Origin of the sequence: Nakamurella sp. A5-74, assembly GCF_040438885.1 — a bacterium.
GTDB lineage: Bacteria > Actinomycetota > Actinomycetes > Mycobacteriales > Nakamurellaceae > Nakamurella.
On the sequence record NZ_CP159218.1, the window covers coordinates 4,212,128 to 4,232,651 of the forward strand.

The 20,524-nt window shown below is 69.3% G+C and carries 19 protein-coding genes; 16 read left to right on the plus strand and 3 right to left on the minus strand.

Annotated elements, in window-relative coordinates; translation table 11 throughout:
* Window positions 1–155: 155 nt before the first annotated feature.
* On the minus strand, window positions 156–1,454 hold the full coding sequence (locus ABLG96_RS19325; protein WP_353648940.1) for a M18 family aminopeptidase: 1,299 nt from the start codon (window positions 1,452–1,454) through the stop codon (window positions 156–158).
* A gap of 96 nt (window positions 1,455–1,550) precedes the next feature.
* Here ABLG96_RS19325 and ABLG96_RS19330 point away from each other — a divergent pair, with 96 nt between their 5' ends.
* Window positions 1,551–1,892, plus strand: a complete 342-nt coding sequence (locus tag ABLG96_RS19330; RefSeq protein WP_353648941.1) for a hypothetical protein — start codon at window positions 1,551–1,553, stop codon at window positions 1,890–1,892.
* A 21-nt stretch (window positions 1,893–1,913) separates the two neighbouring features.
* Here ABLG96_RS19330 and ABLG96_RS19335 read toward each other — a convergent pair whose 3' ends face one another.
* A complete protein-coding gene (locus tag ABLG96_RS19335) occupies window positions 1,914–2,684 on the minus strand; it encodes an SDR family oxidoreductase (RefSeq protein ID WP_353648942.1) in 771 nt (256 codons plus the stop codon).
* A gap of 101 nt (window positions 2,685–2,785) precedes the next feature.
* Between ABLG96_RS19335 and ABLG96_RS19340 the strand changes: the two genes are divergently transcribed.
* The 3 genes from ABLG96_RS19340 to ABLG96_RS19350 all read left to right on the plus strand — a co-directional run bounded on the left by ABLG96_RS19340 (window position 2,786) and on the right by ABLG96_RS19350 (window position 5,068).
* Window positions 2,786–3,634, plus strand: a complete 849-nt coding sequence (locus tag ABLG96_RS19340) for a helix-turn-helix transcriptional regulator (protein ID WP_353648943.1) — start codon at window positions 2,786–2,788, stop codon at window positions 3,632–3,634.
* Between the two features lie 27 nt (window positions 3,635–3,661).
* Window positions 3,662–4,315 carry a class I SAM-dependent methyltransferase gene (locus tag ABLG96_RS19345; protein ID WP_353648944.1) on the plus strand — a complete coding sequence of 218 codons (654 nt, stop codon included), beginning with the start codon at window positions 3,662–3,664 and terminating at the stop codon, window positions 4,313–4,315.
* Window positions 4,316–4,444: 129 nt separating this feature from the next.
* Window positions 4,445–5,068: a GNAT family N-acetyltransferase gene (locus tag ABLG96_RS19350; RefSeq protein ID WP_353648945.1), complete on the plus strand. Its 624-nt coding sequence runs from the start codon at window positions 4,445–4,447 to the stop codon at window positions 5,066–5,068.
* Window positions 5,069–5,129: 61 nt separating this feature from the next.
* Here the strand turns inward: ABLG96_RS19350 and ABLG96_RS19355 are convergent, their stop codons facing one another.
* Window positions 5,130–7,028 (minus strand): FAD-binding monooxygenase, encoded by a 1,899-nt coding sequence (locus ABLG96_RS19355; protein WP_353648946.1) that lies wholly within the window; start codon window positions 7,026–7,028, stop codon window positions 5,130–5,132.
* A 66-nt stretch (window positions 7,029–7,094) separates the two neighbouring features.
* Here ABLG96_RS19355 and ABLG96_RS19360 point away from each other — a divergent pair, with 66 nt between their 5' ends.
* From ABLG96_RS19360 to ABLG96_RS19415, 12 genes are all read left to right on the plus strand, one after another.
* Window positions 7,095–8,603 (plus strand): fumarylacetoacetate hydrolase family protein, encoded by a 1,509-nt coding sequence (locus ABLG96_RS19360; RefSeq protein ID WP_353648947.1) that lies wholly within the window; start codon window positions 7,095–7,097, stop codon window positions 8,601–8,603.
* A complete protein-coding gene (locus ABLG96_RS19365) occupies window positions 8,600–9,313 on the plus strand; it encodes a GntR family transcriptional regulator (RefSeq protein WP_353648948.1) in 714 nt (237 codons plus the stop codon). Before ABLG96_RS19360 ends, ABLG96_RS19365 begins: the two co-directional genes overlap by 4 nt.
* Window positions 9,310–10,845, plus strand: coding sequence for a 5-carboxymethyl-2-hydroxymuconate semialdehyde dehydrogenase (hpaE, locus tag ABLG96_RS19370; RefSeq protein ID WP_353648949.1), 1,536 nt, complete (start codon window positions 9,310–9,312; stop codon window positions 10,843–10,845). The genes ABLG96_RS19365 and hpaE overlap by 4 nt, the downstream gene beginning before the upstream one ends.
* Complete coding sequence (gene hpaD / locus ABLG96_RS19375; protein ID WP_353648950.1) at window positions 10,842–11,933, plus strand: 3,4-dihydroxyphenylacetate 2,3-dioxygenase; 1,092 nt, start codon at window positions 10,842–10,844, stop codon at window positions 11,931–11,933. Before hpaE ends, hpaD begins: the two co-directional genes overlap by 4 nt.
* 116 nt (window positions 11,934–12,049) lie before the next feature.
* Window positions 12,050–12,232, plus strand: a complete 183-nt coding sequence (locus ABLG96_RS19380) for a hypothetical protein (protein ID WP_353648951.1) — start codon at window positions 12,050–12,052, stop codon at window positions 12,230–12,232.
* A 303-nt stretch (window positions 12,233–12,535) separates the two neighbouring features.
* The gene (locus ABLG96_RS19385; RefSeq protein ID WP_353648952.1) at window positions 12,536–13,429 is read left to right on the plus strand and encodes a MoxR family ATPase; all 894 of its coding nucleotides are present in this window, start codon (window positions 12,536–12,538) and stop codon (window positions 13,427–13,429) included.
* Between the two features lie 12 nt (window positions 13,430–13,441).
* On the plus strand, window positions 13,442–14,581 hold the full coding sequence (locus tag ABLG96_RS19390; protein ID WP_353648953.1) for a VWA domain-containing protein: 1,140 nt from the start codon (window positions 13,442–13,444) through the stop codon (window positions 14,579–14,581).
* Window positions 14,574–15,731 (plus strand): XdhC/CoxI family protein, encoded by a 1,158-nt coding sequence (locus ABLG96_RS19395; protein ID WP_353648954.1) that lies wholly within the window; start codon window positions 14,574–14,576, stop codon window positions 15,729–15,731. Before ABLG96_RS19390 ends, ABLG96_RS19395 begins: the two co-directional genes overlap by 8 nt.
* A gap of 151 nt (window positions 15,732–15,882) precedes the next feature.
* Complete coding sequence (locus ABLG96_RS19400; RefSeq protein ID WP_353648955.1) at window positions 15,883–16,356, plus strand: (2Fe-2S)-binding protein; 474 nt, start codon at window positions 15,883–15,885, stop codon at window positions 16,354–16,356.
* A complete protein-coding gene (locus ABLG96_RS19405; RefSeq protein WP_353648956.1) occupies window positions 16,353–18,809 on the plus strand; it encodes a xanthine dehydrogenase family protein molybdopterin-binding subunit in 2,457 nt (818 codons plus the stop codon). Before ABLG96_RS19400 ends, ABLG96_RS19405 begins: the two co-directional genes overlap by 4 nt.
* Window positions 18,806–19,663: a xanthine dehydrogenase family protein subunit M gene (locus ABLG96_RS19410; RefSeq protein WP_353648957.1), complete on the plus strand. Its 858-nt coding sequence runs from the start codon at window positions 18,806–18,808 to the stop codon at window positions 19,661–19,663. The genes ABLG96_RS19405 and ABLG96_RS19410 overlap by 4 nt, the downstream gene beginning before the upstream one ends.
* A gap of 5 nt (window positions 19,664–19,668) precedes the next feature.
* Window positions 19,669–20,451: an SRPBCC family protein gene (locus tag ABLG96_RS19415; RefSeq protein WP_353648958.1), complete on the plus strand. Its 783-nt coding sequence runs from the start codon at window positions 19,669–19,671 to the stop codon at window positions 20,449–20,451.
* The last annotated feature ends 73 nt before the right edge of the window (window positions 20,452–20,524 follow it).

A 20,524-nucleotide genomic window follows, 5' to 3' on the forward strand; every position in this document is an offset into this window, starting at 1 on the left:
CCCTGTGCCCCCTCGGTACAGCGGGATCGGTTCCCGCTCGTCCGAGAAGCTTCGCCCGTGCCGCCGCGCCGGTCGAGGACAGCATTCCGGGATGTGGACAGCTCCGGGCCTGTGGACAACTCGCCGCGGCTACACAACGGCGAAACGGCGCCCGCTCAGGCCGGGGCGAGGAAGGCAGCCAACGCTGCGACGTACTGCGGCTGATCCAGTGCTCCGCAGACCTCGCGAGCCGAGTGCATGGAGAGCATCGGGGCACCGAAGTCGACGGTGGTGATGCCGGTCAGCGCGCCGGTGGTCGGGCCGATCGTCGAGCCGCACGGCAGGTCGGAGCGGGTGACGAAGCGCTGCATCGGCACCCCCGCCTGCTCGCACGCCAGCGCGAAGGTCGCAGCGCCAGGAGCGTCGGTGGCGTAGCGGAGATTGGTGTTGATCTTCAACACCGGCCCACCGTTGATGGCGATGCGATGCTCGGGCTCGTGTCGCTCCGAATAGTTCGGATGCGTGGCGTGAGCCATGTCGCCGGACGCCACGACGCTCCGCGCCAGGGCCGTGAGCAGGTCTTCCCGATCGCCGCCGGCGGCCAGCACGATGCGCTCGAGCACCGCGGGCAGCAGGGTCGATCCGGCGCCGGTTGCCGACGTGCTGCCGACCTCTTCGTGGTCGAACAGCACGATCACCCGGGTACCGTCCGCCGTCTCGTCGTCGGCGAGTGAGCACAGCGCCTGCACCGCGGCGTGGCTGGTGGCGAGGTTGTCGAGCCGCCCGGAGGCCAGCAGATCCTGGTCCCGACCGATCAGCCGCGCCGGCGTCAGATCGAAGGTCATCAGCTCCCACGCGAGCACGTCTGCGGCGTCGACGCCCAGCTGCTCCCCCAGCCAACCGTCGAACGCGACCGGCGCCGAGCTGCTCCCCCAGTGCGGCGTCAGGTGCTGCTGCGGATTGAGCACCAGCCCGCGGTCGTTGACCCCGCGATCCAGGTGCACGGCCAGCTGCGAGACCCGCAGTAGCGGCTCGGCGCAGTGCAACAACTCGGTACGCACGCCGGATCCGTCCCGCACGCTGACCCGACCGGCCAACCCCAGATCACGATCCAGCCACGAATTGAGCAGCGGACCGCCGTAGACCTCGACACCGAGCATCTCCCACCCGGCACGGCTCACCTCGGGCTGCGGCTTGATCCGCAGGTTCGGGCTGTCGGTGTGCGCGCCGATCACCCGGAACGAACCAGCACCTCCGCGGGAGTCCCAGGCAATCAACGAACCATCTCGCCGCAGCAGATACCGGCCCGGCTCCCGCGGAAACCGCCGCGCCTCGTCGATCTCCACATACCCGCTGCGCTGCAACAACTCCGCAGCACTGGCACCGGCATGGAACGGCGTCGGCGACGCGTCGAGATACTGCCGCAGCCCCAGGGTCGGGTCGTCGACGATGGCGGCAGAGGCGGCGGCGGTCATCCTGCGACTCTAGGACTCTCCCGGCGCGATGCACGTCGGCCGCTGCGCTTCGGCAACTCCGTGCCCGGCGCATGCCTGCGGTGACATGATCGGCCGGTGATGCGTGCCCAGCCTGTCGACACCCGTGATCAGCGGTGGGAGTCAGGCGCGCCTGCCTACCGCGTCTTCTTCTGGTCACGGCCCCGAGGGGTTGGTCCGGACCGGATGTGGCTGTCGGACGAGTGGGAGCTCACCGGCGCCGACATCGACCATGTGGTCGCCTGGGTGCACGAGCAAGCCGACGGCCGGCCGGCCAGCCTGTGGGCGGTGACCGGTTCCGGCGATGACGTCACCCACATCCGCCTGGCGGGCACCGATCCCACCGCGTCCGACGACACCTGGCCGGAGTGGGCGGACGCCGACTGGCCCGGTCGTGCACACCCACACCACGACAGCTGACCCGGGGACCTACCGCATCCGTCAGGCGGACCGTGTGCTGGTGATCCCGCCGTCGACGGCCAGCTCGGCGCCGTGCAGATAGGTCGATCCGTCCGACAACAGCCAGACCACCGCCGCGGCGATCTCCTCGGGGGTGCCCGGCCGACCGGCTGGGATGCCGCCGGTCATGGTGGCGATGATGTCGCCGTCTTCCGCGTTGATCGGGGTACGGGTGGCCCCGGGTGAAACGGTGTTGACCCTGATCCCCCGCGGTCCGAACTCCGCGGCCCAGCTCCGGCCAAACTGGATCTCGGCGGCCTTGGTGGCCGAGTACAGGCCGACGAACGGGTGCCCGACGTGCGCCATCCAGGACCCGATGACGACGATCGCGCCGCGGCCGCGATCGATCATCGCCGGCACGAGCGCTGCGGTGAGCACGTGCGGTGCGCGGATGTTCACCGCGAGCGTCGCATCGAGATCGTCGTCGGTCAGGGTGAGGCTGTCGACCGCGGGACACAGCGCAGCGTTGTGGACGACCGCGTCCAGGTTGCCGCCGGCCGCGTCGACCGCGGCCGCAGCGAACGCGCGCAATTCGGCCGGCGACCCGGTGAGGTCGGACGGCAGGAACACGGCTCGACCGCCGTCCGCCTCGATCTCGTCCACCACCACCCGGCCGCGCCCGCTGTCCCGACCGGTGACGACGACACGCCATCCCTCGGCGGCCAGGGCGCGGGCGGTGGCGGCGCCGATCCCACTGGTGGATCCGGTGATCAGGACGGTCGAAGGGGCGGGCGCGGTGTCGATGGAGGTCATGCCCACCAGTGCAGCCCACCCGTCGACGGCGCACCAGGCCGGGCGGTGCCTGGTCACCGGATGCCCAGGCTGCACCACCCCCTTCCTCCTACGCTGGAGGAATGACCGCCGACCGCACTGCGCTGGGGGCGTTCCTGCGTTCCCGTCGGGACGGCCTCACTCCTGCGCGCGCGGGCATGACGGCCTTCCCCGGTCCCAGGCGGGTTCCGGGCCTCCGCAAGGAGGAGCTGGCGATGCTAGCCGGCTTGAGCTCCGATCACTACAGCCGCCTGGAACAGGGCCGGCAACACACCATCACCGATGAGGTTCTACGGGCGCTCTCGCGAGCGCTGCAGCTCGACGGGGTGGAACAGGCCCATCTCCGCGACCTGGCCGCTCCCACCTCGCGCCGTCGCGAGGTGCACGAAACGTCCCAGCGCGCCGAACCGGGCATGCTCCGGCTGATGAACGTGCTTGATCACGTTCCGGTACTGCTGCTGGGGCGCCGATCTGAGGTGTTGGCCCGCAACAGCTTGCTGACCACGGTCCTGGGCAACCCGATGGAACCGGGATCGTCGTTCGTCCGGTGGCTCTTCGTCGATCCGGAGGCGAGGACACGCATCAGCAACTGGGCCGATTTCGCTGCCGCTTCCGTGGGGGCGCTGCGCTACGAGGTCGGTCAGCGCCCGCAGGACCGCCGACTCACCGCGATGGTCGACGAACTCCGCAAGCGGGACGAGGACGTCGCGCGCTGGTGGGACGACCAGGGGGTCACCTTCCGCACCTCACTGACCAAGAACATCACCCACCCGGTTGCCGGGCCACTCACCTTCGGCATCGAAAGTGTTGTCGGTCCCCATGATCCGGACCAGCGGTTGGTCGTCTACACCGTCGAGCCACACTCCACCACGGCCGCTGTGCTGCCGATCCTCGCCGGTTGGTCTGCGGACGCACCCTCGCAGCGGGGTTGATCCCGGGCCCCGGCATACCCTGTTCCGATGGACGGCGAGGGTGCACTCGAGCGCACGCGGCAGGACTACGACACCTTCGCGCTGGCGTACGACGCATTCATCCGGAATGACGTCAGCCATGCGCGCACCATCGGGACCGCGATGGTCACCGCCCTGGCTGAACTGGTGCGCGCCAACGGATCCCTGTCACCGGTGCTGGACGCCGGGTGCGGCCCCGGGCACTGGACGGCCTTGCTCGTCGAGCTGGGGACACCTGCCTACGGCATGGATCTGTCACCGGCGATGGTGGCCATCGCCCGGGGCCGGAGGCCTGACGTCCGGTTCGAGATCGGGTCCGTGCTCGAGCTCAGCGATGCGGACTCATCGGTCGGTGGGATCCTGGCCCACTTCTCCCTGATCCACCTCCCGCCGCCGCTGGTGGACGCCGCCCTGGCCGAGTTCGCCCGTGTCGCAGAGCCGGGAGCCCCGCTGCTCGTCGGCGTACAGATCACCGACGATGCGCATCCCGACGGCTGGGTGCGCTACGGCCACCCGGTCTCGGCTGCCTACCGCTGGAACCTCGACGCCTTGTCGGCACGCCTGCGCCGGAGCGGATTCGCAGAACTCGTGCGCCTGCGGATGGAGGGGTCCTCCGCCGACAAACCGCCGGCCGGCTATCTGCTCGCACGGCACCGACCGTGAGGAGCGTGCGCCCGGGCCCGGCGCCCTGCTCGGCGTCCACCGACGGGGCAGGCAAGCCCGTCAGCCGACGTCGATGCCCGAGTCCCGCTGCGCCGAAATGCGGTTGACGCGCATCGCGAAGATGATCGGGTGCCCCAGACGACGCTGTTCACGGACCGCATGACGCTCCTACCCCTCGGCGACGAGCACCTCGAGCTCGAGGTCGAACTGGACTCCGACCCCGAGGTCATGCGCTACCTCACGGGCGCCGGGCGGACCCGCGAGCAGGTGATCAGAGCTCACCGGATGCGGCTCTCGACCGCAGAACCGGTGCCAGGACTTGGGTTCTGGATGGGGTTCGTGGAGGAGGAGTTCGTCGGTTGGTGGCTCCTGGAGCCGGCCGGCTGGGCCGACGGCGAGCTGATCGAGGGGCAGGCCGAACTCGGCTACCGCCTGTTGCGGCGGCATTGGCGGCAGGGCCTGGCGAGCGAGGGTTCCCGGGAGTTGCTGCGCCACGCCTTCCAGGATCTGGGGATGCACCGCGTGTTCGCCCTGACGATGACGGTCAACGCAGGCTCTCGCGCCACGATGGCATCCGTCGGCCTGCAGTACGAACGGACGTTCGCCGACGACCACGGACTCGCCGACCTCGCCGGCGCCGAGGAGGGCGGGGTCGAGTACGCGATCACCCGGGACGCCTGGGAGGCGGCGCGACTCGTTGATCCCCCGGCCGGGCCGAACCGTTCGTCGCAAGGCTTCCCGCCACCGGCGTAGTCGAACACCAGGAATGCGCCGGGACATCGGCGGCGTGCGGACCGGTTCACCTCTGCACAGGTCAGCGGGAGTTCCGGCGCTCCATGACGTCTGCGAAGAACGCAGCCAGCTCGTCCGTCGCCTGCAGCGGCAGCACGTGCGCGACGTACTGGTCGGGGCGGACGATCACCAGCGCGCCGTCCCGGTCGATCTCCCGGAGGTCGAAGATGTCCGCAGCCGGGTCCGCGGCGTAGACGTGCTCGTAGTCGATCAGGCCGAAGGGTCCGACCCTGGGCAGGAACACCGACGACACCATCGACGTGTCGAACGCGGTGTGCAGCTGCTGGTGGATCACCTTGACGTCGAAAACGGCGTCCGGATCGGCGTCGGCCGGGGTGTGGACGAGTAGGGGTGACGACGGGTCGGTCAGAACCCAAGCAGCCCAAGCGGACAGCGCAGAGTCGCGGTCAGCCGGGGCGGCCCGGTCGGCGAAGGCGTACAGCCGCCACCGACCGTCGGCGCGGGCATGGTGGCCCAGCTGCACCGGATTGCCATCGGCCACCCGCACCACGGGCGCCGACTTGAAGCGCTTGCCGATCGGGAACCCGGCGGCGAGCTCGGCCTGGTTCCCTCCGCCGACGATCATCGACGGTCGGTACTGCGTCATGAAGCCGGCCGGGAACTCGGCGGTGGCCACGTAGAACTCGCCGAGCTCCGCGGGGCTCGCGAAGTAGTCCGGCTTGCGAGACATCATGGAGGACCACTCGCGGTCGAAGTCGATGAGGTTCTGGGCGATCTCCTGCCGTTCCGCCGAATACGTGGCCAGCAGCGCCGCCGGGCTCAGACCCGTCAATACGTGCGCCAGCTTCCACCCCAGGTTGAACCCGTCCTGCATGGAGACGTTCATCCCCTGCCCGGCCTTGGCGCTGTGCGTGTGGCAGGCGTCGCCGGCGATGAACACCCGCGGCGTGCGTTGATCGGTGAGCTCCACCGGCACGTCGTCGAACTTGTCGGTCACGCGGTGGCCGACCTCGTAGACGCTGTACCAGGCGACATCCCGCACCTCGAGGGTGTACGGGTGCAGGATCGCGTTCGCCTTGGCGGTCGCCTCCTCGGCTGTTGTCCGGCGGACGGCACCCGCGTCATCGGGAGCGACCTCGCCGAGGTCGACGTACATCCTGAACAGGAATCCGCCCTCGCGCGGGATGAGCAGGATGCTGCCGGCGTTGGACTGGATCGCGCACTTGGTGCGGATGTCCGGGAAGTCGGTGACGGCCAACGCATCCAGCACCGCCCACGCGTGGTTCGCATGGGCGCCGACATGTTTGCGGCCGATGGCGTCGCGCACCCGGCTCCGCGCCCCGTCGCAGCCGATCACGTACTTCGCTCGGACCGTGCGCTCGGCGCTCTTGTCGGGGCCGGCCGCCCGCCGCAACCGCACCTCCACCGGGGCGTCGTTCTCCTCGGGCACCTCGAGACCGACGAACTCCCAGCCGTAGTCGGGGGTCACCCTCGCTGGGGCGATCGCGGCCACCTCGGCGAAGTGGTCGAGCACCCTGGCCTGGTTGACGATCAGGTGCGGGAACTCGCTGATGCCGAACTCGTCGTCGACGGTGCGGGAGCTGCGGAGGATGTTTTCGGACGCGTCCGGATCGGGCGTCCAGAAGTTCATCTCGGTGATCCGGTAGGCCTCGGCGATGATCCGCTCCGCGAAGCCGAACGCCTGGAACGTCTCGACGCTGCGCGCCTGGATGCCGTCGGCCTGACCGATGGCCAGTCGTCCGTCCCGTCGCTCGACGAGTCGGGTGTGGATCGTCGGGAACTGCGCCAACTGCGCCGCGAGGAGCATTCCGGCCGGACCGCTGCCGACGATCAGCACGTCCATCTCGTCCGGCAGTTCATCCGGTCTGTCGACACCTGCGCCGTCCGCCGGCCGAACCCGGGGGTCACCAGAGACATAGCCGTGGTGGTGGAACTGCATGGGACCTCCGCGTTGAGATTCCGAGTGATCGTGGCGCTACTCCGGCAGATCATATACGTTCTGCTGATGATGTCGCAGAGCGGCGATGGAGCTCCTGAGGGCGTCCTGCCGACCCACCCGGGCAAGATCATCGCCGTCCACCTCAGCTACTCCTCGCGAGCCGAGCAACGCGGGCGCCGCCCGGAGCAGCCCTCCTACTTCCTCAAGCCGACGAGCTCGCTGGCCGCGAACGACGGCACCGTGGAACGCCCTGCTGGTACTGAACTGCTGGCGTTCGAGGGCGAGATCGCGCTGGTGATCGGCACGGTCGCCCGGAATGTCTCCGCGCAGGACGCCTGGCGCCACGTCTCCGGCGTCACCGCCGCGAACGATCTCGGGGTCTACGACCTGCGCGCCGCAGACAAGGGCTCGAACCTGCGCTCCAAGGGTCGGGACGGGTTCACCCCGGTCGGGCCGAGGGTGCTCGACGCGGCCGGACTCGATCCGGCCCGGTTGCGCATCACCACCCGCGTGAACGGGGCGCTCGCGCAGGACGACACCACCGAAGGACTGCTGTTCTCGCTGCCGCAGCTGGTCGCCGATCTCTCGCAGCACCTCACGCTGGAGCCGGGCGACCTGATCCTCACCGGCACCCCCGCCGGATCGTCGGTCATCGTCCCGGGCGACGTCGTCGAGGTCGAGGTGCTGAACCTCCTTTCGGGTACGAGCACCGGCGTGCTGCGCACGACGGTCATCCAGGGCGAGGTTCCCTTCGACCCCGAGCTCGGATCGCTGCCGCAGGTCGACGACACCCAACGGATCGAGGCCTGGGGATCGCGGAAGGCTGCCGGGCTGCCCGCCTCCCCCGACCCGGAGGCACCCGAACCCGGTGCGGCGCAGCCGGTGCTGACCCCGGAGCTGCGCGCGCAGCTGATGCAGATCCCGGTCGCTGCGCTGTCCGGCCAGCTCCGCAAGCGCGGTCTGAACGACGTCACCATCGACGGCGTGCGCCCGCTGCATCCGGACGCGAAGCTCGTCGGGACGGCACGCACCCTGCGTTTCGTGCCCGCCCGGGAGGATCTGTTCACCGCCCACGGCGGGGGCTACAACGCACAGAAGCGAGCGTTCGACTCGGTCGAGGAGGGCGAGGTGATCGTCATCGAGGCCCGCGGCGAAACCGGCTCGGGAACCCTGGGTGACATCCTCGCCCTCCGCGCCCACGCCCGGGGCGCCGCGGGGATCGTCACCGACGGCGGTGTACGAGACCTCGATGCCGTTGCCGCGGTGGGCATCCCGGTCTGGAGCGCCGGTGCGCACCCGGCGGTGCTCGGCCGCAAACATGTGCCGTGGGACGTCGATGTCGCGATCGGGTGCGGCGGAACGACAGTGCTCCCCGGAGACGTCCTGGTAGGTGACGCCGACGGAGTGATCATCATTCCGCCGTCGCTGGTGGCCGAAGTGGCCGCCGCCGCGGCTGCCCAGGAGGTCGAGGATGCCTGGATCGCCGATCGGGTCCGCGAGGGCAACGCGGTGGACGGTCTGTTCCCGATGAACACGCTGTGGCGCGCCCGTTTCGACCAGCGCGAGCAGCCATGACCACAACCACCGCAGGCGGTGTGAGCAAGTCCGCCCTCGCCCACGACTGGCTGCGCCGGCGGATCGCGCGGCACGAATACATCCCCGGCCACCGGTTGGTACTCAGCACGATCGCCGACACACTGGACATGAGCGTCGTCCCCGTCCGCGAGGCCATCCGGCGGCTGGAAGCCGAGGGGTTGGTCAGCTTCGAACGCAACGTCGGAGCGCGGGTCGCCATGGTCGATGAGAGCGAGTACCAGTTCACGATGCAGACGCTCGGCGTCGTCGAGGGGGTGGCCACCGCGCTGTCGGCACCGTTGCTCACCGGGGCCGAACTGGCCCGTGCGGAGCGCATCAACCACCAGCTCGAGCAGCTCCTGGACGACTTCGACGCGCTCACTTTCACCCGGCTCAACCAGGACTTCCACGCGGTGCTGTTCGCGCCGTGCCCCAACCCGCACATCCTCGATCTGGTGCAGCGCGGTTGGGGCAGGCTCGCGGGCATCCGTGACTCCACGTTCGCCTCTGTGCCCGAGCGGGCCGGCCACTCCGTCGGAGAGCACACGGACATCCTCCGGCTGATCCGCACCGGCGCCGATTCGCTGGAGATCGAGCTTGCGGCCCGCCGGCACCGGTGGCGGACCCTGGACGCATTCCTCGCCGCTCGACACCCGGACCATCAGCTCGCATCCGAGAGCTCTCACGACGAAGGGCCGCAGGCACCGTGACCACTCCCCCGCAGACCGAACGCGCCGTTCCCGCCGGTCTCCCCGGTCATCTGCAGCACCACATCGACGGCGTCGCAGTGGATTCCGTCGACGGCCGCACGTTCGACGTCCTCGACCCGGTGACGAATCAGACCTACCTCACCGCCGCTGCCGGTCAGCAGGCCGACATCGATCTGGCCGTCGCGGCGGCCCGCCGAGCATTCACCGACGGCCCTTGGCCAGGAATGCTGCCGCGGGCGAGATCCCGGATACTGCACCGGATCGCGGACATCGTCGCCGATCGCAACGAGGTCCTGGCGCAGTGGGAGTCCTTCGACTCCGGTCTGCCGATCTCGCAGGCCCTCGGGCAGGCCCAGCGCGCCGCAGAGAACTTCCGATTCTTCGCCGATCTGGTGGTCGCGCAGTCCGACGACACCTACAAGGTCCCCGGGCGGCAGATCAACTATGTGAACCGCAAACCGATCGGTGTCGCCGGATTGATCACACCGTGGAACACCCCGTTCATGTTGGAGTCCTGGAAGTTGGCGCCGGCCTTGGCCACCGGCAACACCGTCGTGTTGAAGCCGGCGGAGTTCACCCCACTGTCGGCGTCGTTGTGGGCGGGGATCTTCGAAGAGGCCGGTCTGCCGCCGGGGGTCTTCAACCTGGTCAACGGGATCGGGGAGGCTGCTGGTGACGCACTGGTCAAGCATCCCGACGTGCCGCTGATCTCCTTCACCGGAGAGAGTGCGACCGGGCGGCTCATCTTCGCGAACGCCGCCCCCCACCTCAAGGGACTGTCGATGGAGCTCGGCGGGAAGTCGCCCGCGATCGTCTTCGCTGACGCCGATCTGGACGCCGCGATCGACGCGACGATCTTCGGCGTGTTCTCCCTCAACGGTGAACGGTGCACTGCCGGCAGCCGGATCCTCGTCGAGCGGTCCGTCTACGACGAGTTCGTCGAACGCTATGCGGCACAGGCGAAACGGGTGGTCGTCGGCGATCCGAGCGATCCGGCCACCGAGGTGGGTGCGCTGGTCCATCCGGAGCACTACGCGAAGGTGATGTCGTACATCGAGATCGGCAAGCGGGAGGGACGCCTGGTGGCCGGCGGTGGCCGGCCGGAAGGATTCCCCACCGGGAACTACGTCGCCCCCACCGTCTTCGCCGATGTGCCGTCGGATGCCCGGATCTTCACCGAGGAGATCTTCGGGCCGGTCGTCGCGATCACCCCGTTCGACACCGAGGAGGAGGCGCTCGCGCTCGCGAACGGCACCCGGTACGGCCTGGCCGCCTACGTCTGGACGAACGACCTGACCAGGGCACACACCTTCTCGCAGGCCGTCGAAGCCGGGATGGTCTGGCTCAACTCCAACAACGTGCGGGATCTGCGGACGCCGTTCGGCGGCGTCAAGGCCTCCGGCCTGGGGCACGAGGGCGGCTACCGCTCGATCGACTTCTACACCGACCAGCAGGCCGTGCACATCAGCCTGGGTACTGCCCACCAGCCCACCTTCGGCAAAGCCGTTGCACCCCGAGGAGATCAGCCTTGAACACACAGCTGAGCACGCCGATCCCGATCCCCGACGTCGAGCCGCCGGACATCGTCCGCTGCGCCGCGATGGAGATCGTCGTCACCGATCTGGCGCGCTCCCGCGAGTTCTACGTCGACGTGCTCGGGCTGGTCGTGACGCAGGAGGACCAGCGGTGCATCTACCTGCGCTGCTTCGATGAGTTCATCCACCACAACCTGGTGCTCCGGCAGGGTCCTGTCGCGGCAGTGGCGGCCTTCTCCTATCGGGTACGCACGCCGGCGGACGTCGACCGGGCCGAGGCGTTCTACCGTGCGCTGGGATGCCGCGTCGAGCGTCGGGCCGACGGGTTCCGGGCCGGCCTGGGCGACTCCGTGCGGGTGCAGGATCCGCTCGGTTTCCCGTACGAGTTCTTCCACCACGTCGAGCACGTCGAGCGGCTGGCCTGGCGCTACGACCTGCACGTGCCGGGCGCGCTCGTCCGATTGGACCACTTCAACCAGGTCACCCCGGACGTCCCGCGCGCGGTCGCGCACCTGGAGTCGCTGGGCTTCCGCGTCACCGAGGACATCCAGGATTCCGATGGCGTCCAGTACGCCGCGTGGTTGCGCCGTAAGCCGACCGTCCATGACACGGCGATGACCGGTGGCGACGGGCCGCGGATGCACCACATCGCCTTCGCCACCCACGAGAAGCACAACATCCTGTCGATCTGCGATCGACTCGGTGCGCTGCGCCGGTCCGATGCCATCGAACGCGGTCCCGGCCGACACGGGGTGTCCAACGCGTTCTACCTCTACCTCCGCGATCCTGATGGGCACCGGGTGGAGATCTACACCCAGGACTACTGGACCGGTGACCCCGACAATCCCGTCGTCACCTGGGATGTGCACGACAACCAGCGCCGCGACTGGTGGGGCAACCCGGTGGTGCCGTCCTGGTACACCGAGGCGTCCAGGGTGCTCGACCTGGACGGCGAGCTGCAGCCCCTGACCAGCCGCACCGGTGCCAGCGAGATGGCGGTGACGATCGGCGCCGACGGCTTCTCCTACACCCGCAAGGACGACACCGAGTCGATGCCCGAATACAAGCTGGGCCACCAACTCTGACCTGACGGGATCTCCTCTCCCTGCTTCGTCGGTCGCTCGATCAGCGCGAACTACGGTGGTCGAGCAAGGGAGGAACGACCGCGTCGAGACCCGACACATCGACGACCGAGCACGTCATGACGGGATCTCGTCTCCCTCCTTCGCCACGGGTCGAGGAGATCCAGCGACACCTCGCCGACCACGACGTGCCGGTCGAGCTGGGACCGATCCAGCGGGCGGGCACCCAGGGCGAGATGACGTCGCTCTACTGCCGTGATCCCGTCGGCAGCCTGATCGAGATCTCCCACTATCCGGTGTAGCTGCCGCCGTCCGCTCACAGAAGTCGACTCGAGTGGCCGAAAAGCGGAGCCGGGGCTGGATTCCCGCTCACTGGCGACCGGTTCTGTGAGCTGACCGAACGGGGACGGGTCTCGACTCACTCCGTTCGCCCGATCATCGAAAACCTCGCTGGTCCCCTTCGACTGCTCCGTCGCTCAGGACAGGGAGCACGTGAGGGACGAGCGCGTCGAGACCCCGACATGACACAGCAGGTCTGTCGGCGTCGGGGCGTCGGTCAAACGGGGGCGTTCCCGCGCGCGACGGCCACAGTGCATGCTGGCTGCATGGAGCCCAGCGAAGCGTTTCACGATGCGGCCGACCTTGCCGGTCGGCTGGGCGAGACCGGCTACCTCGCCGACGATGCCCTGGCGACGGTCGGGTGGTTGGCGCTGCGACTGCAGCGCCCGTTGCTGCTGGAGGGCGAGCCGGGAACCGGCAAGACGGCGCTCGCGGAGGCCATCGCGCAGACGCTGGACATCCCACTGGTGCGGCTGCAGTGCTACGAGGGGATCGACGCCACCCAGGCGCTGTACGACTGGGACTTCCCGCGCCAGATCCTGCACCTGCGGGCCTTGCAGGCCACCGGCGGCGGCGACACCGGCAACCTGGAGGAAGTGGAGGACCAGCTGTTCGACGACCGGTTCCTGCTGGCGCGCCCGGTGTTGCGGGCGCTGCGCGAGTCGCCGGTCGTGCTGCTCATCGACGAGATCGACCGTGCCGACGACGAGTTCGAGGCCTTCCTGCTGGAGGTGCTCTCGACCTGGCAGGTGACCATCCCCGAGCTCGGGACCATCACCGCGCCGACGCCGCCGATCGTGGTGCTGACCTCCAACCGGACCCGGGAGCTGCACGACGCACTGAAGCGTCGCTGCCTCTACCACTGGATCGAGCATCCGGATCTGGCGCGCGAGCTCGCGATCGTCCGGAGCCGCGCACCACAGGTCAGTGCCGCACTGGCCGCCCAGGTGGTCGCCGCGATCCAGCGGATGCGTAACGATCACCAGCTCATCAAGCCCCCCGGCGTGGCCGAGACCCTCGACTGGGCCCGCGCGCTGCACGAACTCGGCATCTCGACCCTGGATGTGCAGACCGCCGCCGCGAGCCTGGGGGCTGCGGTGAAGTACCGCGAGGATGCCGATCGGGTGCGGGCCGCCCTCGACCACATCCTCGCCCGCTGAGGCCGTGTCCCGATGAGCTCATCACCCCCTGGACCTGCGGCACTGCTGCCGCAGCGACCGGTCGTGCACGAGGCCGATGAGCTGCTGCTCGGGTTCGCCCGTGCGCTGCGTGCCGCAGGGGTCCCGGTGACCGCTGATCGCGAGCGGACCATGCTGGAAGCTGTTGCGGCAGTGGGGTTCGGCCACATGACAGCAACCTATCTGGCAGCGCGCGCCACCCTCTGCGGATCGCCGGCCGACCTCGAACGCTACGACCAGGTGTTCGTCGCCTGGTTCGGCGGAGTCCGTGCCGGGCACTCGGCGAAGCCCCCGCCGGCGACCTCGGTGCAGGTCGCACCGCTGGACGACGGCGGGGGTGACGGCGAGGCGACCGGCGAGAGCATCCACGCGATCGCCAGCGCAACGGAGGTGCTGCGCCACCGGGATGTCGCCACGATGAGCCTCGCCGAACGCACAGCGCTGGCCGGCCTGTTCGCGAAGCTCGTCCCACGAGCGCCGCAACGCCGAGCTCACCGGCACACTCCGGCACACCGGGGCCGGGTGGACGCCCGCGCGACGCTCCGCGAGGAGCTGCGCCGGATGGGCGAGCCAGGGAGCATCCGTCGGCGGCGGCGGGGTCTGCGGCCGCGCCGCATCGTGCTGCTGATCGACGTGTCCGGCTCGATGACGTCCTACGCGGACTCGCTGCTACGGCTGGCCCACCGCTACGTCGCCGGCGGAGCACCGGTGGAGGTCTTCACGGTGGGCACCCGGCTCACCCATGTCACCCGCGCCCTGCGACAGATGGATCCGGAACGAGCGCTGGTGGCTGCCGGGTCGATGGTGCCGGACTGGTCGGGCGGGACCCGGTTGGCACAGGGGCTGGCGATCTTCCTGCAGCGCTGGGGGCGACGCGGCCTGGCGCGGGGCGCTGTCGTCGTGCTCTTCAGCGACGGGTGGGAACGCGACGATCCGCAGGCCCTGGGGGAGCAGGTCCGCCGGCTGCAGCTGCTGGCGCACCGGGTGATCTGGTCCAACCCGCATCGCGGCAAGGACGGCTATCTTCCGGTACAGCAGGGCATCGTCGCCGCCCTGCCGTTCGTCGACGACTTCGTCTCGGGCCATTCGATGGCGGCGTTCGAGGATTTGATCGGAATGGTGGCCCATGCGTGAGGTGCTTCCCGAACTCCTGCAGTGGTGGCGGGCCGGGGTCGACGTCGGTGTCGGCACCGTGGTGGCGACGTTCCGGTCGGCCCCCCGCCCGCCCGGTGCGTCGATGCTCGTCGGACCCGGTGGAGAAGCGGTCGGGTCGGTCTCCGGTGGGTGCGTCGAGGGTGCGGTCTACGAGCTGGCCCAGCAGGTCGTCGCCTCGGGATCCCCTGTGCTGCAACGCTATGGCGTCAGCGATACCGACGCCTTCGCGGTGGGGCTGACCTGCGGCGGGATCCTGGACGTCTTCGTCGAGACCGTCAGCCGCACGACGTTCCCCGAATTCGGCGAGCTGGCCGACGACATCGACGCGGCCCGTCCGGTGGCGGTGGCGACCGTCATCGAGCATCCCGAAGCGATGCGGGTCGGCAACCGGATCATCGTCCGCCCGGAGGACGCTGTCACCCCACGCACCGGCAGTCTGGGTGGGGACCGAGCCGACGACGCGGTCGCGGACGACGTCCGCGGGCTGCTCGCTGCAGGCCGCAGCGCCACCCTCACCTACGGGCCGGACGGCGAACGGCGCGGCGAGGGAATGCGGGTCTTCGTCTCCACGTTCGCGCCGAAGCCGCGGATGATCGTGTTCGGGGCCATCGACTTCGCCGCCGCCGTGGCCCGGCAGGGAACGTTCATCGGATACCACGTGACCGTCTGCGATGCGCGGGGGGTCTTCGCCACCGCGAGTCGCTTCCCGGCAGCCGACGAGGTCGTTGTCGACTGGCCACATCGTTATCTGCGGGCGCAGGCGGAGGCGGGCCGCATCGACGACCGAACGGTGCTGTGCGTGTTGACCCACGACCCCAAGTTCGACGTCCCCCTGCTGGAGGTGGCGCTGCGCCTGCCCGAGGTCGCCTTCGTCGGAGCGATGGGCTCCCGTCGCACCCACGAGGACCGGCTGGCAAGGCTCCGGGAGGCCGGCCTGACGGCCGCCGAGCTGGACAGGTTGTCGAGCCCGATCGGACTGGATCTCGGAGCCCGCACCCCCGAGGAGACTGCGGTGAGCATCGCAGCCGAGATCATTGCGCTGCGGTGGGGCGGAAGGGGCAGCCGTCTGGCCGCCGAGAGTGGACCGATCCACCACTCCGGGAGCTTCCACTCCGCAGGTGCGGAGTGAAGAGCGGGTCCGGCTCCGCATCTGCATTACGTCACTCGGGGGTGGGCTATTACCTGGTCGTCCGGCCGGTTGCCTCGCACGGTAGGTCCGGGCACACTGCGAACTAGTGACCGGGAGCACACCTGGCCGCGCTGTCACAAGGGAGTGATTCATGACCCGCATCTCCGTGTCCGTCGACGGTGCCTCGTACACCGACGACGTGGAGCCTCGAACCCTGCTCGTGCACTACCTGCGGGAACAGCTCGGGAAGACCGGGACGGTCGTGGGGTGCGACACCAGCAACTGCGGCGCCTGCACGGTCCACCTCGACGGACGCAGCGTGAAATCCTGCAACGTACTGGCCGTGCAGGTCGACGGGCATGACGTCACCACCATCGAAGGTCTCGCCCAGGACGGCGAGTTGCACCCCATGCAGAAGGCCTTCCACGAGTGCCACGCCCTGCAGTGCGGCTACTGCACCCCCGGGATGATCATGCAGTCGATCGACCTCCTGAACGAGAACCCCGCCCCGAGCGAGCAACAGATCCGCGAGGGACTCGAAGGAAACCTGTGTCGCTGCACGGGATATCACAATATCGTCAAGGCCGTGCAGCAGGTCGCGAGCTCGACGGGGGCGCAGGCATGACCGTCACCGACGACCGGCCGACCACCGAGGTCGGCACCGCCCGCCTCCGCAAGGAGGACCAGCGGTTGATCACCGGCCGCACCAAGTGGACCGACAACATCCAGCTCACCGGCATGTTGCACATGGCCATGGTGCGCAGCCCGTTCGCCCACGCGAAGATCACCGCGATCGACACCAGCGCAGCCGCAGCCGCACCCAACGTCGCCGCCGTGTACACCGGTGCTGATCTGGGTGAGGGTCAGGGCGTGCTGATCAACGCCTGGCCGATCACACCCGAGCAGAAGACCCCGACCCATCTGCCGATGCCCAGCGAACGGGTCGCCTTCGCCGGCGAGATCGTCGCCTGCGTCGTCGCCCGCAGTGCCGCCGCGGCCCGCGACGCCGCCGAGCTCGTCGACGTGGACTACGAGGAACTGCCGGCAGCACTGGAGCTCAAGGACGCGCTCAGTGACCGGGTGCTCGCCCACCCCGAGCTCGGCACCAACAAATCCGCCTACTGGGTCTTCGACTCGGCGGCAGCCGGCACCGGCGGCGATGTCGAGGCCGCGATCACCAAGGCCCGCACCGACGGCGTCGTCATCGAACGGGAGTTCCGGCAGAACCGGCTGATCCCGGCATTCATGGAGCCGCGCTCCGTCGTCGTCGACCCGACCGGCGAGCAGAACGTCATGTGGAGTGCCACCCAGGTGCCGCACATCGTGCGGTTCGCGCTGGCTGCGACCACCGGTGTTCCCGAATCCAAGATCCGGGTCATCGCCCCGGACGTCGGCGGCGGCTTCGGCGGCAAACTCCAGGTGACCCCCGAGGAGTGGATCACCTGGTGCGTCGCCCGGAAGCTGGGCAAGCCGGTGAAGTACACCGAGACCCGCTCCGAGTCACTGGTTGCGGCGCACCACGGCCGGGACCAGTGGCAGAAGCTCACCCTCTCCGCCGAGAAGGACGGCACCGTCACCGGCTTCAAGGTCGAGCTGACCGCGGATCTCGGCGCCTATGTCGCCGTCGTCGGCGGCGGCGTCCCGGTGCTCGGGGCGTTCATGTTCAACTCGATCTACAAGTTCCCGGCCTACCACTTCGCCTGCCAGACGGTGCTGACCAACAAGACCTGGACGGACGCCTACCGCGGTGCCGGTCGGCCCGAGGCGACCTTCGGCATCGAGCGCATGATGGACGAGCTCGCTGCCGAGCTCGGCAGGGAACCGCTGGAGCTGCGGAAGCAGAACTGGATCCGCAACGACGAGTTCCCCTTCACCACGGTCTGCGGGATGGAGTACGACTCGGGCAATTACGAGGCGGCGACCGACGAGGCCACCGCGAGCTTCGGCTACGACGAGCTGCGGGCCGAACAGAAGAAACGGCGCGACGCGGGGGATCCGGTCCAGCTGGGCATCGGCATCTCGACGTTCACCGAGATGTGCGGCCTGGCCCCGTCCCGGGTGCTCGGCTCGCTCAACTACGGCGCCGGCGGCTGGGAAGCGGCCAGCGTGCGCATGTTGGCCACCGGCAAGGTCGAGGTCGTCACCGGGGCCAGCGCCCACGGGCAGGGTCACGAAACGGCGTTCAGCCAGATCGTCGCCGACCAGCTCGGGGTGCCGTTCGACGACGTCGAGATCCTGCACGGCGACACCCAGATCTCGCCGAAGGGACTGGACACCTACGGTTCCCGGTCGCTGGTGGTCGGCGGTGAGGCACTGGTCAAGGCGAGCGAGAAGGTGATCGCGAAGGCCAAACCCGTTGCGGCACATCTGCTCGAGGCGTCGCTGGAGGACATCGAGTTCTCCGCCGGGCGCTTCGGGGTGCGCGGCACCGATCAGGGCCTCGCGATCCAGGAGGTGGCGATGGCCGTCTTCTCGGCGCACAACCTCCCCGACGGGATGGAGCCGACGCTGGACGCCGACGCGGTCTACGACCCGGTCAACTTCTCCTTCCCGCACGGCACCCACCTGTGTGCGGTCGAGGTGGACACCGAGACCGGCGAGATCAAGATGCGCAAGTACACCTGCGTGGACGACATCGGCACCGTCATCAATCCGCTGATCGTGGCCGGCCAGGTGCACGGCGGACTCGTCCAGGGGATCGCCCAGGCGCTCTGGGAGGACGCGGTGTTCGACGATGCCGGCACCCTCGTGTCGGGCTCGTTCGTCGACTACACCCTGCCGACGGCGGCCGACACCATCAGCTTCGACGTCCACCACCGCTCGACCCCGTCGCTGACGAACACGTTGGGCACCAAGGGGGTCGGCGAGGCGGGGACGATCGCCTCGACGCCGGCGGTGGTCAACGCCGTCATCGATGCCATCCGGCACCTGGGCGTCGACGACATCGTCATGCCGTGCACACCTGAGCGGGTCTGGAAGGCCATCCGGTCGGCCGGAGCGAACCAGTCGGCGCCGACCGTGGGCGCGGCCCAGCCGCACTTCGACGAGTCCGAGACCCAGAACGGAGCAGCGCTGTGATCCCCGCATCGTTCGCCTACGCCGCACCCACCACCCTGTCCGAGGCGCTGTCGGCACTCGCCGAGGGCGGCGATGAGGCCAAGATCATGGCCGGCGGCCAGAGCCTGCTGCCGATCCTGCGGATGCGGCTCAACGCCCCGTCCACCGTGATCGACCTCAGCAGGATCGAGGAGTTGCGCGGCATCAGCGAGGACGGCGACCACGTCGTCGTCGGGGCGATGACCACCCACTCCGATGTGGTGAGCAGCGCGCTCATCCAGCAGCATGCTGCGCTGTTGGTTCAGGCGATCCGGGAGGTCGCGGACCCGCAGATCCGGCATCGCGGCACCCTCGGCGGAGCACTCGCGCACGCCGATCCGGCGGGTGACGTCGGTGCGCCGGCGCTCGCGCTGGACTGCGAGTTCGTCATCGCGAGCCAGGACGGAACTCGGCGGACCGTTGCTGCCACGGACTTCTTCACCGACCTGTTCGAGACTGCCGTCGGTGAGGACGAGCTGCTCGTCCAGATCCGGATCCCCAAGCACACCGGCTGGGGCGCCCACTACGAGAAGTTCGTGCGGGTCAAGCACCAGTGGTCGATCGTGGCCGTAGGTGCGACGGTCAGGGTCGAGGGCGGGACGATCGCCGAGGCGAAGATCGGGCTGACGAACATGGGGTCGACCCCGCTGCGGGCGACCGCGGTGGAGCGGGCCCTCATCGGCAAGCCGGCAACCGACGAGGCCGTGCGGGAAGCCTGCGCCGCGGCCGCGGACGGGACCAACCCGCCGTCGGATCTCAACGGCGACGCCGACTACCGCAAGCACCTCGCCACGGTGCTCACCCGTCGCGCGGTGCTCGCGGCTGCGGCGGGCTAGATCCGGTGCAGCTCAACCACTCCTTCACCGTCCCGGCCTCGGTGCAGCAGACCTGGGACACCTTCATGGACCTCGACCTGGTCGGGAGCTGCTTCCCCGGCGCCACCGTCACCGAGGCGAGTGACGACGGTTTCGCCGGATCGGTGAAGGTGAAGCTCGGTCCGATCGCGCTGGTCTACACCGGGGTGGGCAGCTTCGTCGAGAAGGACGAGGCGACCCATCTCGCGGTGATCAAGGCGAACGGGAAGGACAAGCGCGGCAACGGAACTGCCGGCGCCACGGTGAAGATCCAGCTCTCGGAGGTCGACGGTGTCACCCACGTCGACGTCGCAACGGATCTGGCCATCACCGGTAAGCCGGCCCAGTTCGGGCGCGGCGTCATGCAGGACGTCTCGGACAAGCTGCTCGGCCAGTTCGTCAGCTGCATCGAGGGCAAGCTGGGAGATGCTCCGGCTCAGCCCGCTGCTGCGGTTGCTCCTGCGAAACCCGTTGCAACAGAGCCGGTCTCGACGTCAACGGACGGTGACGCCGCCATCTCAGCTACCACCCCCGAAGGAGTTGGTCCGGAGACGGTGGCCGAAACTCCGGCGGCAGCCATTCCGGCAGCAGCTGCTACCGAGAGACCTGCGGCGCCCCCGAAGCCGGCGGCGGCCGCTCATTCCACGCCGACCAAGCAAGCCGTGATGGATGACAATGCGCTCAACGGCCTGGCGCTGGTGCCGATCGTGCTGAAAAGCCTCTGGCACCGACTGCTCGTCGCGCTGCGGCTGCGCAAACGCGAGGAGTGACAACCTCCGTCCCGGGTGAGGTCCTGCTCGATTCGCCCCGAACGCAGACCGACCCTGCGCCCCGTAGCGGGCG

Coding starts and splice junctions, on each gene's coding strand:
- ABLG96_RS19325 (WP_353648940.1), bottom strand. CDS start 1,454: ATGACCGCCGCCGCCTCTGCCGCCATCGTCGACGACCCGACCCTGGGG.
- ABLG96_RS19335 (WP_353648942.1), bottom strand. CDS start 2,684: ATGACCTCCATCGACACCGCGCCCGCCCCTTCGACCGTCCTGATCACC.
- ABLG96_RS19340 (WP_353648943.1), top strand. CDS start 2,786: ATGACCGCCGACCGCACTGCGCTGGGGGCGTTCCTGCGTTCCCGTCGG.
- ABLG96_RS19345 (WP_353648944.1), top strand. CDS start 3,662: ATGGACGGCGAGGGTGCACTCGAGCGCACGCGGCAGGACTACGACACC.
- ABLG96_RS19355 (WP_353648946.1), bottom strand. CDS start 7,028: ATGCAGTTCCACCACCACGGCTATGTCTCTGGTGACCCCCGGGTTCGG.
- ABLG96_RS19360 (WP_353648947.1), top strand. CDS start 7,095: ATGATGTCGCAGAGCGGCGATGGAGCTCCTGAGGGCGTCCTGCCGACC.
- ABLG96_RS19365 (WP_353648948.1), top strand. CDS start 8,600: ATGACCACAACCACCGCAGGCGGTGTGAGCAAGTCCGCCCTCGCCCAC.
- ABLG96_RS19380 (WP_353648951.1), top strand. CDS start 12,050: ATGACGGGATCTCGTCTCCCTCCTTCGCCACGGGTCGAGGAGATCCAG.
- ABLG96_RS19385 (WP_353648952.1), top strand. CDS start 12,536: ATGGAGCCCAGCGAAGCGTTTCACGATGCGGCCGACCTTGCCGGTCGG.
- ABLG96_RS19390 (WP_353648953.1), top strand. CDS start 13,442: ATGAGCTCATCACCCCCTGGACCTGCGGCACTGCTGCCGCAGCGACCG.
- ABLG96_RS19395 (WP_353648954.1), top strand. CDS start 14,574: ATGCGTGAGGTGCTTCCCGAACTCCTGCAGTGGTGGCGGGCCGGGGTC.
- ABLG96_RS19400 (WP_353648955.1), top strand. CDS start 15,883: ATGACCCGCATCTCCGTGTCCGTCGACGGTGCCTCGTACACCGACGAC.
- ABLG96_RS19405 (WP_353648956.1), top strand. CDS start 16,353: ATGACCGTCACCGACGACCGGCCGACCACCGAGGTCGGCACCGCCCGC.